This is a genomic window from Paenibacillus sp. Z3-2 (genome assembly GCF_054161325.1).
On the sequence record NZ_CP096397.1, the window covers coordinates 1,016,496 to 1,041,664 of the forward strand.

At 47.3% G+C, this 25,169-nt stretch carries 17 protein-coding genes; 16 read left to right on the forward strand and 1 reads right to left on the reverse strand.

Features of this window, described 5'->3' with window-relative positions; translation table 11 throughout:
- Nucleotides 1-18: 18 nt before the first annotated feature.
- The 9 genes from M1D71_RS04395 (at nt 19) to M1D71_RS04435 (ending at nt 15,204) form a co-directional block, all read left to right on the forward strand.
- Nucleotides 19-1,374, forward strand: a complete 1,356-nt coding sequence (locus M1D71_RS04395; RefSeq protein ID WP_458125411.1) for a diaminobutyrate--2-oxoglutarate transaminase — start codon at nt 19-21, stop codon at nt 1,372-1,374.
- Nucleotides 1,368-2,801 carry an MFS transporter gene (locus tag M1D71_RS04400; RefSeq protein WP_458125412.1) on the forward strand — a complete coding sequence of 478 codons (1,434 nt, stop codon included), beginning with the start codon at nt 1,368-1,370 and terminating at the stop codon, nt 2,799-2,801. The genes M1D71_RS04395 and M1D71_RS04400 overlap by 7 nt, the downstream gene beginning before the upstream one ends.
- Complete coding sequence (locus tag M1D71_RS04405; RefSeq protein ID WP_458127160.1) at nt 2,779-4,566, forward strand: IucA/IucC family protein; 1,788 nt, start codon at nt 2,779-2,781, stop codon at nt 4,564-4,566. The genes M1D71_RS04400 and M1D71_RS04405 overlap by 23 nt, the downstream gene beginning before the upstream one ends.
- Nucleotides 4,541-6,421 carry an IucA/IucC family protein gene (locus tag M1D71_RS04410; RefSeq protein WP_458125413.1) on the forward strand — a complete coding sequence of 627 codons (1,881 nt, stop codon included), beginning with the start codon at nt 4,541-4,543 and terminating at the stop codon, nt 6,419-6,421. The genes M1D71_RS04405 and M1D71_RS04410 overlap by 26 nt, the downstream gene beginning before the upstream one ends.
- Nucleotides 6,418-7,194, forward strand: coding sequence for an HpcH/HpaI aldolase family protein (locus M1D71_RS04415; RefSeq protein ID WP_458125414.1), 777 nt, complete (start codon nt 6,418-6,420; stop codon nt 7,192-7,194). Before M1D71_RS04410 ends, M1D71_RS04415 begins: the two co-directional genes overlap by 4 nt.
- The gene (locus M1D71_RS04420) at nt 7,191-8,480 is read left to right on the forward strand and encodes a type III PLP-dependent enzyme (protein WP_458125415.1); all 1,290 of its coding nucleotides are present in this window, start codon (nt 7,191-7,193) and stop codon (nt 8,478-8,480) included. The genes M1D71_RS04415 and M1D71_RS04420 overlap by 4 nt, the downstream gene beginning before the upstream one ends.
- On the forward strand, nt 8,440-10,287 hold the full coding sequence (locus tag M1D71_RS04425; protein WP_458125416.1) for an IucA/IucC family protein: 1,848 nt from the start codon (nt 8,440-8,442) through the stop codon (nt 10,285-10,287). The genes M1D71_RS04420 and M1D71_RS04425 overlap by 41 nt, the downstream gene beginning before the upstream one ends.
- Before the next feature lie 172 nt (nt 10,288-10,459).
- Complete coding sequence (locus tag M1D71_RS04430; RefSeq protein ID WP_458125417.1) at nt 10,460-11,467, forward strand: restriction endonuclease; 1,008 nt, start codon at nt 10,460-10,462, stop codon at nt 11,465-11,467.
- 254 nt (nt 11,468-11,721) lie between these two features.
- The gene (locus M1D71_RS04435) at nt 11,722-15,204 is read left to right on the forward strand and encodes a glycoside hydrolase family 2 TIM barrel-domain containing protein (protein ID WP_458125418.1); all 3,483 of its coding nucleotides are present in this window, start codon (nt 11,722-11,724) and stop codon (nt 15,202-15,204) included.
- 267 nt (nt 15,205-15,471) lie between these two features.
- On the opposite strand, the gene sstT is transcribed toward M1D71_RS04435, so the two are convergent.
- The gene (gene sstT, locus M1D71_RS04440; RefSeq protein WP_458125419.1) at nt 15,472-16,701 is read right to left on the reverse strand and encodes a serine/threonine transporter SstT; all 1,230 of its coding nucleotides are present in this window, start codon (nt 16,699-16,701) and stop codon (nt 15,472-15,474) included.
- Nucleotides 16,702-17,134: 433 nt separating this feature from the next.
- Between sstT and M1D71_RS04445 the strand changes: the two genes are divergently transcribed.
- The 7 genes from M1D71_RS04445 (at nt 17,135) to M1D71_RS04475 (ending at nt 24,998) form a co-directional block, all read left to right on the forward strand.
- The gene (locus M1D71_RS04445; RefSeq protein ID WP_458125420.1) at nt 17,135-17,488 is read left to right on the forward strand and encodes a VOC family protein; all 354 of its coding nucleotides are present in this window, start codon (nt 17,135-17,137) and stop codon (nt 17,486-17,488) included.
- A 51-nt stretch (nt 17,489-17,539) separates the two neighbouring features.
- A complete protein-coding gene (locus M1D71_RS04450) occupies nt 17,540-17,977 on the forward strand; it encodes a GyrI-like domain-containing protein (protein WP_458125421.1) in 438 nt (145 codons plus the stop codon).
- A 61-nt stretch (nt 17,978-18,038) separates the two neighbouring features.
- Entirely contained in the window at nt 18,039-18,503 is a 465-nt protein-coding gene (locus M1D71_RS04455; RefSeq protein WP_458125422.1) for a VOC family protein, read from the forward strand.
- Between the two features lie 162 nt (nt 18,504-18,665).
- Entirely contained in the window at nt 18,666-19,325 is a 660-nt protein-coding gene (locus M1D71_RS04460; protein ID WP_458125423.1) for a hypothetical protein, read from the forward strand.
- A 641-nt stretch (nt 19,326-19,966) separates the two neighbouring features.
- The gene (locus M1D71_RS04465) at nt 19,967-21,205 is read left to right on the forward strand and encodes a WXG100 family type VII secretion target (protein WP_458125424.1); all 1,239 of its coding nucleotides are present in this window, start codon (nt 19,967-19,969) and stop codon (nt 21,203-21,205) included.
- An 18-nt stretch (nt 21,206-21,223) separates the two neighbouring features.
- Nucleotides 21,224-21,712, forward strand: a complete 489-nt coding sequence (locus M1D71_RS04470; RefSeq protein WP_458125425.1) for a hypothetical protein — start codon at nt 21,224-21,226, stop codon at nt 21,710-21,712.
- Nucleotides 21,713-21,908: 196 nt separating this feature from the next.
- On the forward strand, nt 21,909-24,998 hold the full coding sequence (locus tag M1D71_RS04475) for a DUF3427 domain-containing protein (protein WP_458125426.1): 3,090 nt from the start codon (nt 21,909-21,911) through the stop codon (nt 24,996-24,998).
- The last annotated feature ends 171 nt before the right edge of the window (nt 24,999-25,169 follow it).

Sequence of the window (25,169 nt, forward strand, 5' to 3'; positions counted from 1 at the left end):
AAGGAGCGTTAGAGGGCTATGTCAGTAGAGGTACAGACGGAATATCTGAAGCTGCAAAATGAGAAGGAATCCAATGCAAGATCGTACCCCAGACATTTCCCGCTAGTCATTAGCAAGGCGCATGGGGTGAAGATTACCGATACGGAAGGCCGCGTATTCTACGACTGCCTGGCTGGTGCAGGAACATTGGCGCTGGGACATAACCATGACACGGTGATCAACGCCATTCGCGATGTCCTGGATCAGCAGATTCCGCTACATACACTGGATTTGGCAACACCGCTGAAGCTTTCATATATGCAAGAACTATTCTCCATTCTTCCGGAAGAGATGCGAGATAAAGCCAAAATTCAGTTCTGTGGTCCAACCGGGGCCGATGCGGTAGAAGCTGCCATTAAGCTGGTCAAACATGCTACAGGTGGCAAATCCATTCTTGCCTTTCAAGGCGGTTATCACGGTTCAACCCAAGCGACGATGTCGATGAGTGGCAATTTGAGCAAGAAACAACATCTGCAAAGCCTGCTGCCCGATGTACATTTCCTGCCGTTTCCTTACGAGTACCGCTGCCCATTTGGTGTTGGTGACGGCATGACGGCTCGGTTAAGTGCACAGTATATCGAGAACTTGCTCGATGATTGCGAGAGCGGTATTGCGGCACCTTGCGGGGTCATTGTGGAGACGGTGCAGGGAGAAGGTGGAGCGATTCCGGCGGATATCGAATGGCTCAAGGAGCTGCGCCGAATTACGGCGGAGCGAAGTATTCCACTCATTATTGACGAAGTTCAGACGGGTATCGGACGTACAGGCCGGATGTTTTCATTTGAACATGCCGGAATCATACCCGATGTGATCATCTGTTCTAAAGCAGTTGGCGGAAGTCTGCCAATGTCTGTTGTCATCTACCAAGAAGAGCTGGATCAATGGCAGCCCGGAGCGCACACCGGCACATTCCGTGGCAATCAGCTGGCCATGGCTGCGGGACTTGCGACACTTCGTTATATTCGGGAGCAAGATGTTCTGCACAACGTGCAACTGCGTAGCGAGCAATTCATGAATCAACTGAATGCATTGAAAGAGCGATATGCAGAGATTGGTGACGTACGAGGCAGAGGGCTGATGATTGGCGTTGAGGTGGTTGATCCAACAGGACGCAAAGATCGCTTGGGACATTATCTGCCAAACGGAACGCTGGCCGAATCTATTCAACGTGAATGCTTTAAGAATGGATTGATTGTGGAACTGGGTGGGCGTCATTCGGCTGTTGTTCGTTTTCTGCCGCCACTGAATATTACAGAGCAGGAATCGAGCGCGATTCTTGCGATCTTTGAGAAATCGGTGGCTGAAGCCATTGCCTTGGCAACGGCGGCATGCTGAAACTGTCCCTGATGAAGAGGCATGCGGTATTATTCGCGATTCTGCTCGGTGCCTTTTCGCTGGTGCTGACCAACAGTGCATTTAACCTGCTGCTACCTTATTTCGTGCAGTACTATCAGATCTCTACGACAGCAGGAGGATGGATCATCGCGCTGTACATGCTCGCCATGACGTTAACGATGCCGCTGGCTTCCCTGATCGTGGACCGACTGGGACGTAAGCAGACATACATGCTGGGCATCAGTATCTATGGACTGTTCTCGGTGGCAGGTGCGTTGTTTTATCACTCCATCGAAGTACTGTTGTTGGTTCGTTTCATGCATGGCGTTGCCGCGGGGCTGATGATTCCGTTATCACTTGTGCTGCTGTTTGATGTATACGGACCGGAGGTGCGAGGACGAATTACTGGAGCGTGGGGCTTGCTGCTTATGCTGGCTCCGGCTGCCGGGCCTACGCTGGGTGGATTCATCATTCAGTATGGACGGCTTGAAATGTTGTTCTGGCTCAATGTGCCACTGGCAGTGTTCTCGTTCATTGGGTGCGGTCGAGTCATTCAGACCTATATCCCTGCCCGCAGGAAAAAATGGCATCCATCCAGTGTGATAATGCTGATCAGTGCTGTAGGTGCTCTTAGTCTGGGGGTACAGTTGTACGCGAGTCCTGTTGTGGTGGTATGGGTACCTTGGCTGCTGATTGCACTGGGTGTGGTTTTACTCATTCGTTTTGTCCAGACAGAGAACGGTCGCAAGGAACCATTGATCCGATACCAGTTGCTGCGGCGTAATGCTGTATTTCCACTGACGGTACTGATCTCGACGATTCAGGATTGTGTGATGTTTGGCGTGATCTTTGCATTGCCATTATTGTTCCAGGATGTCTTCCACCTGTCGCCGGCCCTGTCCGGTGCGCTGTTCATTCCCTTATCCATCTGCACAAGTCTGTTCATGTGGATTGGCGGCAGCTTGCTGGATCGTGGTCGGTCCATACATTTTATCGCATGGGGCACGTTGCTGGTGTCGATATCGATCCTTTCGTTTGCGGTTCTGCCCATGGGAGCATCGATCTGGATCATTGGTATGCTTATGGCTTGCCGGGGAATTGGCGTTGGCTTATCAGGCATGAGTATCTCTGCTATTGGTTTGCAAGCGTTACCGGAGGAAGACATGCATGAAGGCTCGGTGTTATCGACCACGATTGAGCGACTGGCTTCTTCATTTGCAGTGATGGGCATGACCCTGTATTACGATATGCGCTGGCAATGGCTTGCCGGGGCAGGAACATCCATGGAGATGGCCAAATGGGGAGCGCTCAAAGAGATCTGTATCGGCCTTGGCTGCGCCATACTGCTTACACTTCCCCTGGTCTTACTTATAACCCGAAAGAAGGTTGGCATCATTGTTCGAGATGGAAAACAAGCTCCGGTCTGAAGCTGAGCAGCAGGCTCATGAACATTCGTGCAAGCTGCTGCTGAACTGTTACATCCGTGAGCTTGCGCTAGAGAAGAAAAGCGATATTCGGATCAATCCGACTGCGCAGACGTACGCTGTTGCTTTTCAAGCCAGCGGGGTGACGGTGACAGGGCAGCTATCCTACTATTCGGCCATGGGGGAGCATGAATACCTCAGCATGGAATCTGGCGGGGATGCGGTGCATTATCGCGACCTGATTCTCTGGATCACATGTGAGCTAAGTGGAGATGGGGCACAGGGTGAGAGTTGGGATCAACATGGAATGCTGAAGAGTGCGATAGAAATGAAGAGTTCACTTGAGTTGGAGAATGTACATCCAGTTGATGAGAATACGAATCGCGTAGAGGTGGCGTATGCCAGAGATTTTGCACAAAAGGTAGATAACAGTGTGGGCAACCTTACATTGTATATCGAACAAGCAGCCGGTCTCGACATCCACGACTATCGCACATCGGAACAGTCTCTGTTGTATGGTCACCCATTTCATCCATTTCCGAAGAACTCCAAAGGCTTCAGCGAGCAGGATGTACAGCAGTACAGTCCGGAGCTACGGACATCGTTTCAACTCTGTTATATCGCCGTGAGGCAGGATGTCTACGTGCAGGAATGGGTGGATGATGAGGCGGTAATGGATTTGCATGATCTCCTGAAGAGCCATGTGGAGCCTATTTTAAAAGAAAAGAGTGGAATGTATGGGCTGCTGCCCGTTCATCCATGGCAATACGCGTACATATCACAGCTGTCCGAGGTACAGCACTATATTCGAGATCAAAAATTAATTCTGCTCGGCAGTGCGGGGCCAACCGTTTATCCAACTTCTTCGGTCCGCACAGTCTATGTTCCCGCATGGAACTGCAATATCAAGTTGTCATTGAACATGCAGATCACCAACATGATTCGTACCAATAGCTCAGAGCAGATGCGTAGAACACTGGATGCCTCCAAATACGTCAGCCAGCATGACTGCTTCGGCGCTGAACCGAACACTCATATTGCGTATGAGACAGGCATAGCGACATGTGCCTTTGATGATGAAGAGTTAACCAGTCTGTTTACGATAGCTTATCGGCCCATTGAGTTTGAGCCTGCGAATACGTATGTCTTATCCAGTCTGGTTGAAGCACCGCTTCCTGGGATGCGATCGCGACTGATGACAATGCTGGGTGGTGGACGTGAGATAGCGGAGCGCTGGCTGGATTGTTATCTGGCATGTTCTTTGCTGCCGATTGTACGGGCGGCGGGTGAGAAAGGCATTCATTTTGAAGCTCATCTGCAGAATACCCTTGTGACCTTAAAGGATGGCATGCCTGTCGCTTTTACCGTTCGCGATCTGGAAGGGGTCAGTGTGGATGAGGAACTTATCCGTGAGAAAGATCGCGTCGTGTCCGATTTACTGTTTTATTCGCGAGAGAAAGCCTGGGCGCGGACATCTTACTATTTTATCGTCAATCATCTAGGATCACTGATTCATGCAATGGCGCGAGATGTGAACGTACCGGAGGAGCATTTCTGGAAGCAGGTACGTGAGGTACTTGTGGATGAACTGGAACGAACGGGCAATGATTATGTGCGACATCTGCTGACAACGGATGCATTCTTGGCCAAACAAAACTTGGTGAGTTGTCTAAGAGGGATCAGCCAGACCCCGGCCTACGTGCCGGTGAGCAATGTAATGAAACGAATAGGGAGTGAAGTGCGTGGGAGTCGTGGGATACAGGGCTGAAGCAGGCGGCAGGACAGAAGCAGTCTACGTGGGTGTACAGGAACGGATCATGCGGCAGACACTGGAGGCGATGTGGTTCGAAGGCATTCTGGAAAGTCATGTAAGTGGGAGCGAATGGCGAACCGAGGGACTTACATCGTCAGGAAAACCTGTGGCGTACACGTGTGAAGCCGAGCGGAAGTTTTCATTTGGCCGGGTGAAGGTGAAGAAGGGAACGATTCAAAGGGAAGGCGTCCGCTGCATCGATCTGGATCTGTTTCTGGAGGAAATCGTGCTGAACTCATTGAAGGGTGCGAATGTGACAGCTTTTATCCAGGAACTACTCGAAACGATGGCAAAAGACAGCCAGTGCCGGGCGATATTACCCTTAAACATTCCGAGTGAAGATCGGCATTATGATGCGCTCGAAAGTCACATGACTGACGGCCATCTGTACCACCCGAGCTATAAGTCGAGGTTGGGATTTTCCCTAAAAGACAATCTGGCTTATGGCCCTGAGTTTAACACGGAGGTTGCATTAGTCTGGGTTGCTGTGAAAAAAGATTTGGCTCAGACCGCTGTATCCGCGGGGTATAGCTCTGAAGAATTGGTAGGGCAGCATCTTACCGCGGAGGACGTACAGCGATTTCATCAGATCCTGCAACAAGATAGCTTAATAGGCTCTAGCGTTGGTGGCAAAGGCAGCAAGGTGGATGGAAAAATAAGTGCTGACGCTGGTGATCGCTATGTGTTCATTCCAGTTCATCCATGGCAGTGGGAGCATCAGTTGGAATCGGTATATGCCCGGCAACTGATGGATGGGGACATCGTGTATCTTGGTCCATCGTCTTCGCCCTATCGCGCACAGCAATCGATCCGTTCACTCTCGAACCGGATGAATCCGGAAGCCCCTTACATCAAGCTGGCCCTCAGCATCACCAATACGTCGAGCACACGTATTCTGGCACAGCACACGACCCAGAACGCACCGCTAATCAGCGACTGGCTGGAAGAACTTGTTCGTGAAGATGAGCTGTTGCAGCAGACGCAGTTTGGCATTTTGAAAGAAATCATGGGACTGTCATTCCGGTATGAGCAGTTGCCTGCAACCCAATATGGACGGGCCTATGGTACACTCGGTGCCATCTGGCGGGAGAATGTGTCGGTTCATCTGAAGGAAGGTGAGACGGCATGGCCGCTGAATGCGTTGATGTTGATACAACCGGATGGTGTTCCGTTTATCCAGGATGCTGTAGAACGACATGGTGTGAAAAAGTGGAGCGAGGCCCTTGTTGGCACGGTTACACTGCCGATTATACATTTGCTCTATGCACACGGGATTGCGCTGGAATCCCATGCCCAGAATATCATTTTGGTGCTGGAAGATGATCTGCCGAAACGAATCATTATCAAGGATCTGCATGATGGTGTTCGCTATGTGCCGGATCAACTCTTGTACCCGGAACGGGCACCGAAGCTGAACCCCGAGCCGGAAACTCATCGCAAGTTCAATCGGTATTCCTTCATCTATGCGGGAGATGTGTCGGAAGTTCGTGACTATACGTATGATGCATTCTTTTTTATCTGCATGACAGATATTGCGTTGGCCTTTGAGAAGTTTGGTCTGTCGGAAGAAGCGTTCTGGCAGCTATGTGCGGGAGTTATTGTGGATTATCAGCGAGAGCACCCGGAGTACGAAGAGCGATTCGCTGCATTTGACCTTTTTGCCGAAGATGCATTGATCGAAGAGATGACCAAGCGCCGTCTGTATGGGGATGGGGAGTTATATTTCCGCAAGGCAAGCAATCCGCTCAAGGTATCGAAGGATACACTTGAATCAAAGAGAACACCCGAATTAAAGGGAATAGTCAAATGAGAATGAACACGCTGAAGGAAAAGATTGCACGCAAACAGCCCGTATATGGCCTTTTTGTTTCCATACCACACCCGGTGATCATTGAGATGATCGGACATGCGGAATATGATTTTGTCATTATTGATCTGGAACATGCCGTAACATCCATGGAGCAGGTGGAAGAGTTGGTCCGTGCGGCGGAACTGGTCGGCCTAACCCCGCTGGTACGCATCTCGAAAGTGGAGCGAGCGGAGATTCTGAAAGTGCTGGACTGTGGCGCACAAGGCATCGTCATTCCGCATGTCGAGCAAATGGAGCAGGTGGAGGAAGCGGTTCGTCACGCCTACTATCATCCGCTCGGCATGCGAAGCTTGAATAGTGGTCGTCCCGGTGTATTCGGGAAATATCCGCTCACCGAATATATTGAGGAAGCGAACGAACAAGTGATGGTTGTACCCATGATCGAAAGTGTGGAGGGCGTTCGACAAAGTGCACAGATCCTTTCTCACCCTCAGGTGAGTTTTGTATTGGAAGGGGCGGCGGATCTGTCGCAATCCCTCGGCGTTCCATGGCAGACGGAGCACCCGGATGTGAGACGTGCGCTGGATGAATTACATGCTACCGCCCAGCAGTGCGGAGTACCTTATGCAACAGTCGCTAGAGGCGTGGAAGACATGTCGCTCTGGGCTGAGCGGGGAGTACATATATACGTGCTTGGTGATGATCGGAATACGGCGTTTCGGGCATATGCTCAAAAACGGAATGACTACAGGAATGCGGGTGAGCAGATATGAAACCAAGTGTATGGCATGCGATTGATGAACTGCAACGCGGGATGGAAGACCCGGTATGTGCGTATGTCTACGATCTGGCTGGCATTCAGGAACAGGTTCGTCAGATGTTGGACAGCATGCCCCGGAACACACAATTGTTCTACGCCATCAAGGCGAATCCAGATCCGCGGATCATTGAGGCGTTGCTTCCATTCGTGAAGGGCTTTGAAGTGGCGTCAATTGGAGAGCTGCTGAAGGTTAGAGCTGTAAGCCGAGAGGTTCCGATTCTGTTCGGAGGTCCCGGCAAGAAGGAGAACGAGTTGCGGCTGGCAATTGAGAATGGCGTGAGTTATATCCATGTGGAGAGTCTGCTGGAGCTGCGGCGCATCATTGCGATTGCGAAAGAGCGAGAGAAGGAGCATGTGCACAAGCAACAACTGAAGCAAGCGCAGGAAGTGCGCATACTGCTCCGAATCAATCTGCGGAGCAGTACGTTGCCTCGGACGAAGATCGTTATGGGCGGTGGACCAAGTCCTTTTGGCATCGATGAAGAGACAGTGGAAGAAGCCATTGAACTCATTCGTGTGGAAGGCGCGGGTGTGGTTCGGTTAAGCGGGTTCCATTTTCACTCCTTGTCCAACAATATGGACGCCAGGCTGCATGCCGAGATGATTGAGCTGTATTTGCAAAAGGTGGAGCAGTGGCAGTACAAGTATGATCTACCTGTGGAAGTAGTGAATGCAGGAGGCGGATTCGGCGTGACTTACGACGGTAGCCCCGGATTCGACTGGCCATTATTCACTTCTCTGCTGGAGCAAAGTGAAGCCAGACAGCGCCTTGTTTCACGCGGGGGTCAGCTGTATTTTGAATCGGGTCGACTGCTGGTGGCAGACCACGGATATTATGCAGCAGAGGTTACGGATATCAAAACTTCTCATGATCAGTATTTTGCCGTGTTAAGGGGAGGTACGCACCACAGTCGTCTGCCTGCTTCATGGGGGCATAACCACCCGTTTCAGATTATGGCGACGGATCGATGGAACCACTCGTTTGCTCGACCTGAGGTAAGGGATGGACGAGTTCATGTGGTAGGTGAACTATGTACACCGAAGGATCGCATGCATTCCGATGCGGAGGTAGCGCTGCTACGCGTGGGAGACATTGTTTTGTTTGAAAAGTCTGGAGCTTATTGCTGGACCATCTCGCATCATGATTTTCTGGGGCATCCGCACCCGGCATTCCATTATCTAACGGAGGACAATAATCATGTCAACACTGATGAAGCGTTCCAGTCTGCAAGCCGCTGAACGCCGGATTATGGCGGATCTGATGAATTCATTCTTGGCGGAGCAACTGCTTCCACTGGAGGGTTATTCGTTCATTGATTTTGCTACGGCACCTGCACCGTTCCGACGATTGTACAAGGGCTATGATAGCGAAAAGCACAATCAGAATGTAACTTCTCGATATAGATTGCATACGCAAGGTGTACTATGCCTGGTTGAAGCAGGAGTAAGACAGTCGATTCAATGGGTTCAGGGTTCACCGATCTATGAGGAGAAGCCAGATGGAAGCTGGGTTCTCCTTGATTCTCCGGTAGAGGTTGGGCGTGCCGTGTTACAGAAGGCTTTGTCGGATGAGGCCTATGCGCAGCCCGGAGTGGCGGAGTTCCTTGCTAGTCTGAACATTGCTGTGGAGCAGTATGCTCTGGGCTGGGAACAAGTCCAGTATCTGTCCGCCAACGTCCCGGCGACTGCTTATGAATGGTTTATCAAAGGTGAGCGCGTTGCGGCATTGCGGGATCGTCCATTTCACCCATCGTCCAAAGCCAAGGTGGGATTCAACCCAGAAGATGTCACACGGTATGCAGCGGAATTCGGGAAGGCGATTTCGCTGCGTTGGGTGGCTATACGACTGGATGCCGTGCAGCAAGGTTGTGAAGATGGATTATCCATTTTGGACGTGTTAGACGATGTTCAGCGTGGAGTAGTGGAAGCCGAGTTTGACCGCAAAGGGATCACGTTGGACGAATATCTGCCGATGCCTGTTCATCCATGGCAATTGCAGCATGTGATTCTGCCCCGCTTCACTGGAGAGATCGAAGAAGGCAGCATTGTCGTATTGGATGTAGAAGTGGGCGACGTACAGGCAACATCGTCTCTGCGCTCAATGGCCCCGTCAAACGAGTCCACTCGGATGCTCAAGCTTCCGGTTAGTGTGCTGTCACTGGGTGCTGCTCGTTATCTTCCGGTAGTGAAGCTGCTGAATGGTCTTGCTGGAGAACGGATGCTAAGGCAGGCTGTGGCTTGTGACGAGACGTTGAAGGACAAGGTGTATATGTGTGAAGAACAGAACTGGTGGGGCTTTATGCCGGAATCCATGGGACTGTTCGATGATCATCCCCGGCATCTGGCCGCGCAGATTCGAGTGTATCCCCCAGAGCTATTGGATGAAGCATATAAAGTGATCCCAATGGCCGCACTGGGTGTGAATCTGGAAGGGCATCATCTATTAACGGAAATTCTGGGGGATGACCTGAGTAGTGAGGACGTGCCCCATTTATACAATAGTATAGCTACTACGTTCTATGATATCGTGATGCGTCTGTTCAAGGTGGGCGTTGTACCTGAGATTCATGGTCAGAACTGCTGTTTGGTGTTACGAGATAATCAGGTACAAGGTCTTTTGTTCCGCGATCATGATTCCGTGCGTCTGCATCAGCCTTATCTGGACAAGCATGGCATTGCAGATCCTGCCTATCATATTCGTCCAGGCTACTCGAACAGCCTGTATAATGAGACGGTTCAGAAGCTGATCTTCTATGTGCAGTCTTTGGGGACGCAGGTGAATCTGGCTGCGATCATGGAGGCACTCAGCGAGGTATATCACATTCCCGAAACGAAGTTATGGGAGATCACGGAGCAGGCTTGGAAGGAAGCGCTGCAACAAGTGCAGCTTCCCGAATCAGATCGGGCCGCGCTTGCTCATGCGATATTCGAGAGCAAGGAGTGGCCCGTGAAGTTAGTTGTCCGTCCGCTGCTTGAAGCGGATGGGGTGCCAGGCGCGATGCCATCGGGCAAAGGCAACGGGTGGAACCCTTTTTACAAGGGATAGGATGAAGAGATGGAAAGATGTAAGAAGTGAATAATGTTATGTAACAAGTGGTGGCTTGGATAATCCAGGTCACTTTTTTATTATAGAATCATGCAGGGGAATGCTACATCCATGCCGAAAATTCACAGTACAATACAATAGAAATAAGAAATAAGAAATAATGGAGGAAGTTATGAGCAGAAATAATTGGTTTATTCGAGCGGGTGAGAATGCTTACCTTTTTGAAGAGTTTAAATCCACACAGATGATTGCAATAGGCTGGAATGAAGTAGGTTCATTAGAACAGATAAGACACATTGATGATGTGAAGAAAAAGCTCCGCCACGAATATCCTGATTATAAGGACGGTAAAGTTAACATTACAGCGGGTCAGTTATACAGATTTGCCCAAGAGATGAAAGCTGGAGATTTGGTCGTTACATATAATCCGCAAACACGCGAATATCTTATTGGAGAAATCAATTCAGATTATCATTATGGAGAAGGAATGATCTCAGACAAGAGTCACTATAGAAGGGTGACATGGTCTGGACTAGTTGAACGGGATGTTCTGACAGCGAATACGCGCAATTGTTTGGGGTCTATCATGACGCTTTTTGCACTACAGAATGAAACAGTGAAGGAGCTTGAGCACTTTCTCAGACAGAAACACCACGAACCTCTTCAGCCACAACCGGAAGAAACTGAGAAAGAACAGGCAGAACTAGATACAATCAAGGAAGATGTCATTGAAAGAGCGCATGAATTTATAAAGGACAAATTCAATCATCTGGATTGGGAAGAAATGCAGAGTCTGGTCGCTGGCGTCTTAAGAGGTATGGGATATAAAACAAGAATATCTGTAAAAGGACCTGATCGAGGAAGAGATATTATTGCATCACCAGATGGTTTAGGGCTGCAACAGCCTAGAATTATGGTGGAAGTTAAACATAGAAAAAACGCGATGGGCTCCAATGAAATTCGAAGTTTTATCGGAGGTTTAAGACCCGGTGATCAAGGGGTTTATGTTTCAACAGGTGGATTCACCAGAGAGGCTAAATATGAAGCAGAACGCTCTAACATTCCTGTTTCTTTGGTAGATGCAGATTTGCTAGTAGAGTTGATTAATCAGCATTATGATGAATTTGATTCAGAGGCTAAATCATTAATGCCTCTAAAGAAGATATATTGGCCTTTATAAAATATAGAAGGTGACCCGTTTATTGGGTTGCCTTTTTGGTTTGTTGTTATCGAGCGTCCGATGCTTGGTGGAATAAAATGTTCATCATTATGGCTGAAAAATCTTATGAAATGGAGGTACAGGGAAGAGACTGGTGGTATAATCGGGTTATGTGTTACAGTGGTACTTGATTATTTCCGAAAAGGTTTTCGTAAAAAGCGATATTTAGGTTGTAACCGTAATCATAATTTACATGAAGAAAGTGAGAATCTACCATGAATCAGAAGAGGCTTTTTAATGATGGATGGCAATTTGCGAAAAGCAAGCTTGATGTTACGGAACCTGCGGGTCTGGTATATGAACCTGTGGAACTTCCCCATGATTGGCTGATATATAATACGCTTGAACTGTATGAAGACAGCATTGGATGGTACCGCAAGACGTTCCATTACACGAAGGATGAGCAGCAGCTTTTGCTCTGTTTTGATGGCGTATACATGGACTCTTCGGTGTATGTGAACGGGCAGCTGGTTGGGGAGTGGAAGTATGGATATTCTGCTTTTGAACATGAGATCACGAATGCACTGGTGGAAGGCGACAATGAGATTATAGTCAAAGTAGTGCATCAGAGTCCGAACAGCAGATGGTATTCCGGAGCCGGAATCTATCGCCATGTATGGCTGAAAACGAGAGACCGCAACCATATTGTTACGGATGGAACGTATGTATCGATTCAGCAGCAGCCGGATGGCTGGCAGGTGGAAGTGGATACCGAGCTAAACCTGGAACAGAATCAGCAGGCAGAGCTGGTGCATACGATCTTGTATGAAGGTCAGGTGGTGGCATCCAGCCAGGCGAATGTTACGGCTTCGGTGGGTGAGAATGCGATTGTATCGGCAGATAGCCAACAGCTTATTGTTGTGAATCCTAACCTGTGGAGCCCGGATGCGCCACATCTGTATGAACTAGTGACGGAGCTGCGATTGACCTCGGATGATCAGGAACATCGGACAGTGGAGTCGGTATCACAGCGCATTGGATTCCGGAATATCAAGCTGGATGCCAATGAAGGGTTCCACCTGAACGGAGTCAAGATGAAGCTGAACGGCGTGTGTGAACACCATGATCTCGGGGCACTGGGAGCTGCGTTTAACCTGACGGCATTGCGTAGAAGATTCGTTTTGCTCAAAGAAATGGGCGTTAACGCTATCCGAACCGCGCATAATATGCCTGCCAAAGAGTTCATGGAACTCGCGGATGAGATGGGTATGCTGGTTGTGTCTGAAGCCTTCGATATGTGGGAACGTGCCAAAACACCATACGATTATGCGAGATTTTTCCCGGAGTGGGTGCATACCGATGTGAAGAGTTGGGTGAAACGCGACCGTAATCATGCCAGTCTGATTATGTGGAGTATCGGGAACGAAATTTACGATACCCATGCGGATGAGCGTGGACAGGAAGTAACCCGGATGCTGATGGATTATGTGCTGGAATTTGATCCGAAAGGCAATGCAGGCGTGACGATTGGTTCGAACTATATGCCTTGGGAAAATGCACAAAAATGCGCGGATATTGTGAAGCTGGCAGGTTACAACTACGCGGAAAAATATTATGACAAACATCATGAAGAGCATCCGGACTGGATCATCTATGGTAGTGAAACGTCTTCTGTAGTGCAAAGTCGTGGTATTTATCACTTCCCATTCGAACAGCCGATTTTGGCAGATGATGATGAGCAGTGTTCGGCTTTGGGTAACAGTACGACCAGTTGGGGCGCGAAGTCGGCAGAATACTGCATTTTGGCAGAGCGGGATACACCGTATTCGCTGGGTCAGTTCCTGTGGACCGGATTCGATTATATTGGAGAACCGACACCGTATCATACGAAGAATTCGTATTTTGGACAGCTGGATACCGCAACGTTCCCGAAAGACTCCTATTACATCTACCAAGCGGCTTGGACGGATTATAAGAAAAGTCCGATGGTTCACCTGTTCCCTTATTGGGATTTCAGCCCTGGGCAGATTATTGATGTACGCGTGTGCAGCAACGCACCGAAGATTGAGCTGCAACTCAACGGCAAAACGATTGGCACGTACGATATCGATCATGCTAATGGAACACAGCTTTCAGGCTGGTGGAAAGTGCCTTATGAAGAGGGTGAGCTGAAAGCGATCGCTTACGATGAGAACGGCCAGATCATTGCAACCGATGTGCAAAGATCCTATACGGATGCGAAGAAGATTCGTCTGCAAGCGGATCGGGAGCAGTTGCAAGCGAATGGCACAGATCTTATTTTTGTAGAAATTGATGTGGAAGATGAAGCGGGTAATCCGGTGCACAATGCGAACAACCGCGTGCAAGTTCAGGTGACTGGTGCAGGACGATTGCTGGGTCTGGATAATGGGGACAGCACGGACTACGATCCATACAAGGGTCTTAGCAGAAGACTATTCAGCGGCAAACTGATGGCTATCATCGGAGCGACGAATGAACCTGGAACGGTACGGATTGAGGTATCTTCCGAAGGGTTGGAAGGAGCTACGGCTGAATTTGGATCTCTAGTTGTGGCGGCTGAACTTAATGATGAGAAACAAGTACAACCTGTTTTCATGAACAATGAAGAACGTCCTGTGCTTACGGGGAATGCTCAGGAGATTCCTTTGCGGAAAATCGAGATTATCAGTAAAGCAGGACAGTTGCTCGATCCGTCCAACCCGGAGTTAGTCGTAACCGCCAAGCTGTATCCGGAGAACACTTCTTACCGCGATATCGAGTGGGCCGTTGTGAATGATGCTGGGATCGAGTCTAACATTGCTAAAGTGGAAGCTGTTCAAGCAGAAACGGGCGACAACAGTGAACATCAACATACGGTGAAAGTATCGGCTATAGGAGACGGGGAGTTCCGGCTTCGCGCAACCAGTACCAACGGTACGGATAAAACGAAACTGATCTCCCAGCTGGAATTCAAGGCGGACGGTCTCGGCACAGCGTACAAAGATCCATACGGCTTCATCACGGGCGGACTGTACGATTACACCAAAGGTGAGGTTGGTAACGGCAACGAACGCGGAGTAGCGACAAGTCGGGACGGAGAGACGCACGTAGGCTTCCGTAATATTGACTTCGGGCCGTATGGTTCCGATACGATTACCATTCCAATCTTTACGTTGTCCACGGAGGACTACTTCATTCAGATCTGGGAAGGTATGCCGGATGAAGAAGGAAGTACGATGATCGCAGATGTGGTGTATGACAAAGAGTCCATTTGGAATGTGTACCAGGAAGAGACGTACCAATTATCCAAACGCCTTAGCGGAATTACGTCGATCTGTTTTGTACTGAAGCAGAAGATTCATATTAAAGGATTCTCCTTCGAGCGCCAGAGCCGCGCCTTTGAACAGAATGCTGCTGCATCCTGTGACCATCTCTATGGAGATACGTTCAAAATTGAGGGTGACCGTGTTGAAGGTATCGGGAACAATGTGTCGCTGGAGTTTGAAAACATGGACTTTACGGCAGAAGGCACATCGAAGCTCGTGATCTACGGCCATTCACCGATTGATAAGAATACGATTCATATTCGCTTTGCAGGTGCGGACGGACAGAGCAATCAACTAGTTGAGTTCACGCAGTCGGGTGGATATGAGGAACGGGTGTTTGAGCTTGAGCAAGTGACAGATGTACAGAAAGTAAGCTTTATCTTCCTGCCAGGCAGTCAGTTTGACTTCGGCTGGTTCCGATTCGAGAAGTAGAGTACAGATCAATCCCCTTCAAGTAAACGGTGTTCGTTCAGAACATGTGGTTACTTGAAGGGGATTTTTTAATAATGTGTATCGCTGATGCAAGAAAACGGAGTGCTCATGCCTTCTTCTATGGAGAAAAAATGTTGCAGAAGTTATTGTTCCATTTTACGTTGTAACGAAGAAATCCCCTCGGGTCTACGGTGTTGATCACATGTCATCATGCGACCTTTTTTCACTGTAACCAGGAGGGGATATGGTAGGCCAACTGCTGTTGGTTTAGTGCTGAACTGCTGTTTTCTTACCTTCTTTACGTTTCTTAGCGTATTCTGCTGTCGCGGTAAACAAGACATCCGAGGATGAATTCAGGGACGTTTCAAATGAGTCTTGCAACACTCCGATGATGAAGCCAACCCCAACGACTTGCATCGCAATATCATTCGATATACCGAACAAGCTGCATGCCATAGGAATAAGAAGAAGAGAGCCACCTGCCACACCCGAGGCGCCCGTAGCGGCGACAGCGGACAACACGCTGAGAATCAATGCTGTCCCAAAATCCACCTGAATACCCATCGTATGAACGGCCGCAAGGGATAAGACCGATATGGTAACGGCTGCCCCCGCCATATTAATCGTAGCGCCCAACGGGATGGATACCGAATACGTATCCTTGTCCAATCCTAACTTTTCACATAATCTCATATTGACTGGAATGTTCGCCGCAGAACTTCGTGTAAAGAATGCCGTGATCCCGCTTTCTCTTAAGCACTGCAAGACGAGGGGGTATGGATTCTTACGAATGTTCAGATACACGATGAGCGGATTGACAACAAGCGCCGTAAACAACATACATCCAACAAGAACGGAAAGTAATTTGCCGTAACCCAACAAAGACGAAAGTCCGCTTGTTGTAATGGAGTCAAAAATAAGACCCATAATCCCGAACGGTGCAAATTGGATTACCCATTTCACAATCTTCGATACAGCTTCCGAGAATTGAGTAATCAGGTTTTTGGTGCTATCACTGGAGCTTTTGAGAGCAACACCAAGCAGCACGGCCCAAGCCAGAATACCAATATAGTTAGCGTTCATCAGTGCGCTTGCTGGATTATCAACCAACTTCAATAACAAGCTCTTCAGGACCTCGACAATGCCATCAGGTGGAGTCAATTCTTGCACGCCCGATACCAAAGTCAATGTAACCGGAAATAGGAAACTTGCCGCAACCGCGAGCAGCCCAGCCAGAAAGGTACTCATAACGTAAAGGACGATAATCCTTTTCATATTGGTTTGAACACCTTTTCGATGGTTGGATATAGCGGCCATTACCAAAAGTAACACCAAGATTGGGGCAACCGCCTTCAATGCTGAGACAAATAAGGAACCGAAAAGCGCAATTCCCGTTGCACCAGGTACGATCAGGGCCAAGATAATCCCCAAGACAATTCCTAGTAAAATTCGTTTAATAAGACTCATTCGGTTCCATTTCGTTAATGCCGTTCTCATCCATATTCCTCCGAGTTTCAATATAAAATCTTATCAAGCAACGCATCGGTGCTGTAATGGAGCATAGCGTTAGTTTATCACGGAATTTGTCTCTTGTGTGATATGGGAATATATTACTGTCTGTTCCCATACCTCTGCCCTCCATGCTAAAGGAAAAGTGGCATAATCAATGGCGAAAAGAATATCCCGGGGTGAATTGACACGAGGCAATGCGCATGACCCCAGCCTTTTGAAGGGAAGATATTCTTCCTTCATTGTTTTGATAAGAACGCTTGTGCTCATGGGCAAGAGGAAGTAAGATATGGGTATACCCCAGTATTGGAATATATTTGAATGTTATTGACCTCAAATGTCCCCTTTTTTCAAGCTGCAGTTTTCAAAGGGGTCCCCGGTTGTATAATCGAAATCCTAAATGGAATGGAGACAAAAATGCATGGTAAAGTCAGTGCTGAACCAGGTTAGAGGCGTATTTATTCCGGTAAGTAACATCGAAACTGCAAGGGATTGGTATTGTCAATTGTTCGGGTTACCATCTGATGGCGAGATTTTCTTCGGGCATATCTACGTCCTGCCAATGGAAGGGGGAACGAATATCATACTCGACAGCAAGATTCATTCATCGGAAAGCATACATAACGTTCCTGTGATCCAACTGGCATCAGACGACATCGAGAAATCATATGAACTTCTACAAGCTCAAAATGTGGAAGTCATCACCGAAATTCAAAATAATCATTGGTTTAATATCAGAGATCCCTATGGAAATGTTTTAATGGTATGTAAGTAGATGATATCTGTAGAGATCATACACAGAGAAAGAACTAGAATTATCGGGCTAATGGTGGAGACGCTTCTTAAGGATACGAAAGAACAAATGATTATTCCGAAGTTACAACAGTCATTCAATGAAAGAAAAAATGAAGTGCCTGATCCCATAGGCTTGCCAGTGACTTATGGCGTATTTATTGACCCACCCAACTACAAACCGGATACGGATTTATTCAAATGGATCGCTGGGGTGGAAGTAAGGCAAGACCAAAGCTCAACAGGTGATCTGGTCAGTTATGATATTCCGGCAGGACTATATGCTGCGTACGAGTATAAAGGGGATATCGACCAAGCTGGTGAGGCTTACGGCATCCTATTTGATTGGATTAACCAATCCGAATATGAACTATCAGGATCCTATGGATTTGAGCTGTACAACGGGCTATACTTCGGATTGGAGAGAAGGACAGCCGACTTCAAGTTGCATTTTCCCATTAGAAAAGGGTGATTCGTTCAAGATGGGGATTCAAGTGATTAATCCAATATTTGAATAGTTGGAGGGATGAGGTTTGGATAATCTGCTAGCCAGCAGTATCGATGAACGTCAATTGGAGCTTGGTAAAACGATTCAGGTTCGACTGGTTTCTAACTTGGAGAGGTCAAAGGAATACTATCGTGATGTTCTTGGATGCAAGGTCGATGGTTGGGGTCATGCAGAACGGGATGGGATGATCGTTATTCTTCAGCAAGCCAAATCTCCTGAAGATGTACGTCCAAATAAACCTTCGATGAAACATACAGATTACCCAACGGAGTGGGAAGGCCCTGATTATGGATGGGATACGTATATTCATGTACGTTGGGATGATCTCGATGAACTCGTTGAAGACATACGGAGCAAGGGCGGGATAATCCCGTTCCAACCGATCAGTGAGTCTCATGGTGATTGGGAATTCATCAATGTATATATCCAAGATCCAGATCATTACAACATTGTTTTGGGTGCCATGAGAGATCGCAATGTGAATAGATAGGCGAAGCTAAGCAGATTAAGCGGCTCCTAAACTAATCGCAACCCTTGAATTGCTTCAGACGCATACCTTTCAACTGAATTACAGATACCCCTTACAGGCACTTCTACCAGATCAAACGTAGAGGTGCTTCTTTCTATTAAAATCCTAGGAGAATATGTAAACATGATACTAAAGAAGCGACTTTTAATTATAGGATGCTTAGGACTGGCGATCCTGCTCGTGCTAACCTATAGCTTCTATAAAGAAAAACGAATGTATGAACAGTATCTAACGATGAATGTCCGCCAAGATATCGTTGATATGAAGAGTGCGATTATCAATAATGATATTTTATTCAGCCGCATACTGGAGAATGAGAAAATAACAAATGAGCTGGTTGAGGATGGAGAGCAAGCGAGCCAGATCTATTACAACTTTACAGATATGACACAGATTATTAATAAGTATAACTTAATGAATCTAAGTTTCAGCGAAGAAGCTAACTGGCTGGCAAAACCCGCAGCATTATTTACAAATGGCTTAGGTCAAGATGACATATTTCCACCTACGCTTTATCGTATGCGAATGACGTTCGAGAGATTGGATATCGTTAATTATCCTGTAAAACCTGAGCTTAAAACAAGAATTAAGGAGTATCAACAGTTAAATCATCGATGGCTGAACGTTGTTGGGGATTTTGAATCCAGAGAAATCACCGAGAACGATTGGCCCCAAATCTTGAATGGTCTGGAGCAAGAGAGCCGAGCTTATTTTCAAGAGGAAAATGTTGATTTCGACGATGATGACGTTTGGAGAGATGCGTTAAATCCACGGTACGAATGATCATTGTGAGTGTGATAGAGGCTAATAAATTGGTGAGGTTCTTTCGTATGAAAGGAGATGAGGAGTATATCCATCCTAGAAACAATTAATGAATTAGCAGTGATTCTTATACTCATTGTTACCTTCTTTTATTTTCTAGAATTAAGTAAGACCAAAAGGCAAAGGAAACTAACGGTTATAGAATACAATATGTATGTAACCATTCAAATTGGATACTTACTCTGGGCAGGAAGCAGATTATTAATGCTAATTTCATAAATAGTTCCCACCCAAAGTGGAGTGCTCTCCTGCCGTTCAGAGGCGATAGAGAGTGCTCCCTTTTCTTATATTCAAACATCAAAAAAGGTCCCTATCTTCGACTATAAGCGGTTCCGGGAAAGGAGCAGAAGTGAGGGGCCCAATTTCTTGTTGAACTCGTTGAACACTCATAGAGGGTGATACACGTCTGATTTGCTGGTCCATATGTGATGTACATCCATCGAATATAAAGTGCACGAATATGCAAAATATCTGGCTAATGAATATTTCCTGCTTACTGAATCTTTAACGAGAAAATGAATCCTCCGGTTGATTCCAATCGAACTCTTCACTTGTTAAAATTTAGGTATAACTACTACGGTCAGGTTGGCGGTGAGGATAGAATGCAACGTATTCAGGTACATCCCGATGTGTTGGACGAGAAAGCTCGATTGGTCCAGCAGAAGAAACAGGAACTGGAGCGAATGGTCTGGGAACTGGAGAAATCCATCTATATGTTGCAATCCGATTGGTCGGGTGTGACAGGAGAGCGTTTCTTTTGGGATTTTATGCAGGTGAAAGAAGTGTTCCCGACTACACTCGGGCTATTGGACGAAATCCAGAAAGAGTTTACGTTTATTGCAATGAACTTCAGAACAACGGATGGATCAGGTGAGGTTGCTCTACAGATTCCGGAAGAGCTGAAACGAGGCTTCCTAGTTGGACTGCTCAATACATCCGTTGGAGAAACGATCACTGGAATGGGACAGACGGCTGAGGCTCTCATCTATCAACCGTTCAGTACGGTAACCAGTCTTGCATATGCCATGACAGTGGGCAAAGTTGTTGACGTTGGGCGTGGAATTCAGTTTGCATGGGATACCGCCTGGGGTACGGGAACGGCTAGGTCTGATATAGAGCAATTTGTGGATGAGCAGAAGAAACAGATTGATCAGGATGGAATGGGTTATTATGGTGGAGCGATGACGGGACAGGCCTTGGCGTATGTTTTGTTTGGCAAAGCTTTTCGTTCGAAGGACGACATTGGGTCTGGTGGAGGTAAGCCGGAGAAAGGGGAGAAAGACTCACATAATAAAGAAATCACGTTTAGTACAGACCCTGGAGAAATGAAAAAATATATTACACCTCCTAAAGATGGATTTCAGGCGTATCTTGAAAGAAATTATATTGAAATTAGAACAAAAGGAATTGAGGATGTACCTATTGTTGCTAAAAATACAGGGCTGACAGAAGAGCAAGTTACTAACATGAAAAGACATCTATTCTTGAGCACTTATAATTTGTCCATAGAAGGTAAACCGTATAAAGAAAACTACTTTCAAGCCGACGGGGATATAGCATATGCTTGGAAGAAAGCTCAAAATGGTGATCTTAATGAAGCTGAGAAGGATTGGTTTAAGACATTAGCGAATCATGAATTGAGAGAAAAAGAGTTAATGGGTGAAGGAATGCCCTTGAGGGATCGGACGACTTGGAGTGCGGAATTAGAGACATTTAAAATAGATACAGAGAAAAATGCTCATGATAAAGCTGCTGTAACAGCTCCCAATCCTCCACCTTTTCCAGGTTACGATCCTAGTAAGGATTTTGGTAAGTACTACGATGATGAGATTGATTACTAAATGTTGAGGTGAAATAGAATGTTATTGGAAAATGCAGTATTCAAACTAAATAATATAAATTGGGCTTTAGTAGGTACTGTTATCTCTGAGGAGGATACTAAACTCGGATATGAATTTCTCAGAAGAATGGCTCAATTTTATAAAGCGGAGCAGCTGAAGCCTATGCCACCTGCATTTACAAATGTGGCGAAACTGCTAGGAGATCAAGATGAGGAATTAGATATTTCAGCTTATTGTAGTTCGGAGGCTGTTGCGTATTTGAATCAAAACTCATATGTGAAAAGAATATTTGAATACTATCTACAGTTGGCGAAGTACGCAGAGAATACTCCGAGCATCAGCCAGTATCTAGACATATATGAACCGTTAATTAAACTTTTTGAACGGGGCGGCTCTTTTACCATCAAACCACTCTCTCTAGAAATTATAAATGTCTCACATTTCCCACTAAACAATTGGTATGAAAAATTTGTTGAGAAAGATCCTATTGATATCAATAATCTGTAGATCATATTTAATGTAATTGTATTCATACAAACAGCACTTCTACCAGACCACAAGTAGAGGTGCTTTTTCCTATGAAATCAAACAAATAATGAAATCTTCCACAGATTGGTCGATAATATAGAAGAAGCAATTTTCAGCTAAACATATACATAGAGAACTATCCACAAACCATCCTACACCCACACGAGGTATATTCATGAAACAAGGCATATATGAACAGCTTATCAACACAATCACCAGACAGGAGATTTCGGCGCTGGACCCGGATGTGTATAACATTGGGACCGAGAAGCTGGATGCAGAAGAAGCACGTAAACTGTTATCCACGTATTTGGCGGAGGTGACCCGGCGAGCGCTCAAGATTGTACGGGAACAGACAGAAGATAAGACAGCAGTGTTGGCGCAGATCCGGACGTGTAATGAGATTATTGCTACCCTGAAAGGCACACTGGGGGAAGAAGAGTACAACGAATTGCAACTGGACGAGCAGGGGGAAGTGCTGACCCATGTGTATTCCAAGCTGAACAGCATTCGTGCGGTCAGGGATACCAAAATCGTTCGTCCAGATACACCGATCTCCCAAAGCTCATTATTCACAGGCGCGAAGTCCGAGCCGAGTATGTTACTGGAGTTGCAAAAGGAGATCGTGACCGCCGATCGGATCGACTGGTTGGTGTCATTTATCAAATTCAGCGGGCTTCGCCTGCTTCTGAAACAGCTTCAGCAATTTACAGGAGGCGGCGGAAAGCTGCGGATCATCACGACCACCTATATGGAGGCAACCGACCTCAAAGCCATTACCGAACTCAGCAAATTACCTAACACGGAAATCCAGATTTCGTATGATACTAAAGTGACTCGGCTGCACGCCAAAACGTACATTTTTCACCGTGATACTGGATTCACGACAGCCTATGTCGGCTCCTCTAACCTGTCCAACCCGGCGCTGACCAGTGGTATGGAGTGGAACCTAAAGGTGACGGAGAAAGATTCACTCGATGTGTTGCGCAAGATTGAAGCGACCTTTGAGAGCTACTGGAATGACCGCGAATTTACGCGTTATGTAGCTGAGGATGAAGGGCATGAGGCACAGTTGAAGGCGGCTCTGAATCGCAAAAAAGATCAGTCCAACCACTTCCACCTCGACATTCAGCCTTACGATTATCAAAAAGAAGTGCTGGAACAGCTTCACGCCGAGCGTACGCTGTACGGACGAACCCGTAACCTGATCGTTGCCGCCACAGGCGTTGGCAAAACGGTCATCTCTGCCTTCGACTACAAGCGGTTTCGTGCAAGCCATGCGGGAGCCAAGCTACTTTTTGTCGCCCATCGGGAAGAAATCTTAAAGCAAAGCCGGGACACGTTCCGGTATATCCTGAAGGATATGAACTTTGGTGAGCTGCATGTCGGAAATCACCGGGCGGAGGCGCTGGATCACCTGTTTGTTAGTATTCAGAGTCTTAACTCCATGAAGCTGACGGAGATCACCAGCCCAGATTATTACGATTACATCATTGCGGATGAATTCCACCATGCCGCAGCGCCTTCGTACCAGAAGCTGTTATCCCATTATGAACCTAAGATTTTGCTAGGACTCACTGCAACGCCGGAACGGATGGATGGCAAAGACATTACCGCCTACTTCGATCATACGATTGCTGCTGAAATCCGTCTGACTGATGCGATTGATCGGAAGCTACTGAGTCCTTTTCAATATTTTGGCGTCACCGATACTGTCGATCTGTCTCAGGTGAAGTGGTCGCGTAAAGGTTATGACCTGAACGAACTGGAGAAGCTCTATACCCATAACAAAATCCGTGCCAACCAGATCATCCAAAGTCTGAACAAATACGTAACCGATCTGGATGATGTGAAGGGGCTTGGGTTCTGCGTAGGGGTGGATCATGCGATGTATATGGCAAAAATATTTAACGAAGCCGGCATTCCATCCATGGCCCTTCATGGCGGGTCGAACGAACAGGAACGTCATTCTGCGAAAGGACAGCTGGTGAACGGGGAACTGCGCATGATCTTTGTCGTTGATCTGTACAATGAGGGCGTGGATATCCCTGAGGTGAACACCATCCTGTTCCTGCGTCCTACCGAAAGTCTGACTGTATTCCTGCAACAGTTGGGACGTGGACTACGGATGGCGGACGGCAAAGAGTGCCTGACCGTGCTCGACTTCATCGGGCAAGCGCATCAGGAGTACAGGTGGCACTACGTCGAGAACGGCTTCTCGAACCTGCCTCGCGGCACGTTCATTCACTTGGAGAAGCAAGCGAAGGAATACATTATGCGCAACCTCAAGCAGATGAGTCGTAATCGCAAAGCGTTGATCCAGAAGCTGCAAACGTTCCAACAAGACACCGGACTGCCTCTGACACTGGCTCATTTTGTTGAGCATCACGGGATGACACTGGTTGAATTATATGGTGGACGTACGGGAAAAAGGTATTTCCGCGGCCTGTTGGCCGAATCTGGATTAACAGCACCCATCGAGGATGAACATGAGGAGTATATCCGCAGACTGCCGTCTGTGTTGACGATTAACTCCCGAAGCTGGCTGACGTTCCTGATCGACTTTATTGAAAAAGACAAAGAACCGACTACCGCCGATGAACAGCGCATGCTCACCATGTTCTATTACACCTTCCACCGGGCTGCGCCCGAGAAGCTAGGACTGAGCAGCATCGAAGAGGGGGTGCAGCGTGTGCTGTCTTGTGAGGCATTCCGAGCAGAGCTTGTGGATATTTTTAAATATAACCTGGCTCATCTGCGATTTGTGGATAAAAGCAATTCGTTCCCGTACACTTGTCCACTGGATATCCACTGTATGTACTCCATCGACCAAGTGCTTGCCGCCTTCGGTTACTGGAATGCCCAGCAATCACCCGCCTTCCGTGAAGGCGTGAAGTATTTTGCAGACGAACAGACCGATATCTTCTTCATTACACTGAACAAATCGGACAAAGATTTCTCACCATCTACGCTGTATGAGGATTATGCGATCAACGAGCATTTGTTTCATTGGCAGACTCAGAGCCGGGTGTCAGAGCGTACGGCTACCGCGCAGAGGTATATCCATCACCGCGAGACAGGCAACCGGATCGCGCTGTTCGTACGGGAATATAAGGAGGAGCATAACTATACGTCTCCATTTGTCTTCCTAGGCGAAGCGGATTATGTGAGTCATGAAGGGAACAAACCTATGAGCTTTGTATGGCGACTGCGGGAAGAGATGCCTGCGAAGATGGTAGCGGTGGCGAATAAGTGTATTGTTTGAGTTAGCACTATAAAGAAATCGGACATGTTATGCAGGCTTTTTGTTCTAATCATATTCAAACATGCGTAGGAAGCTTGGAAATAATACCTATAAATCTTAATTTTGTACCTTAAGAACCATAAGTGTGGTATATTTATCCTATATATAGTCATTTATTGTAGATTAGTGCTT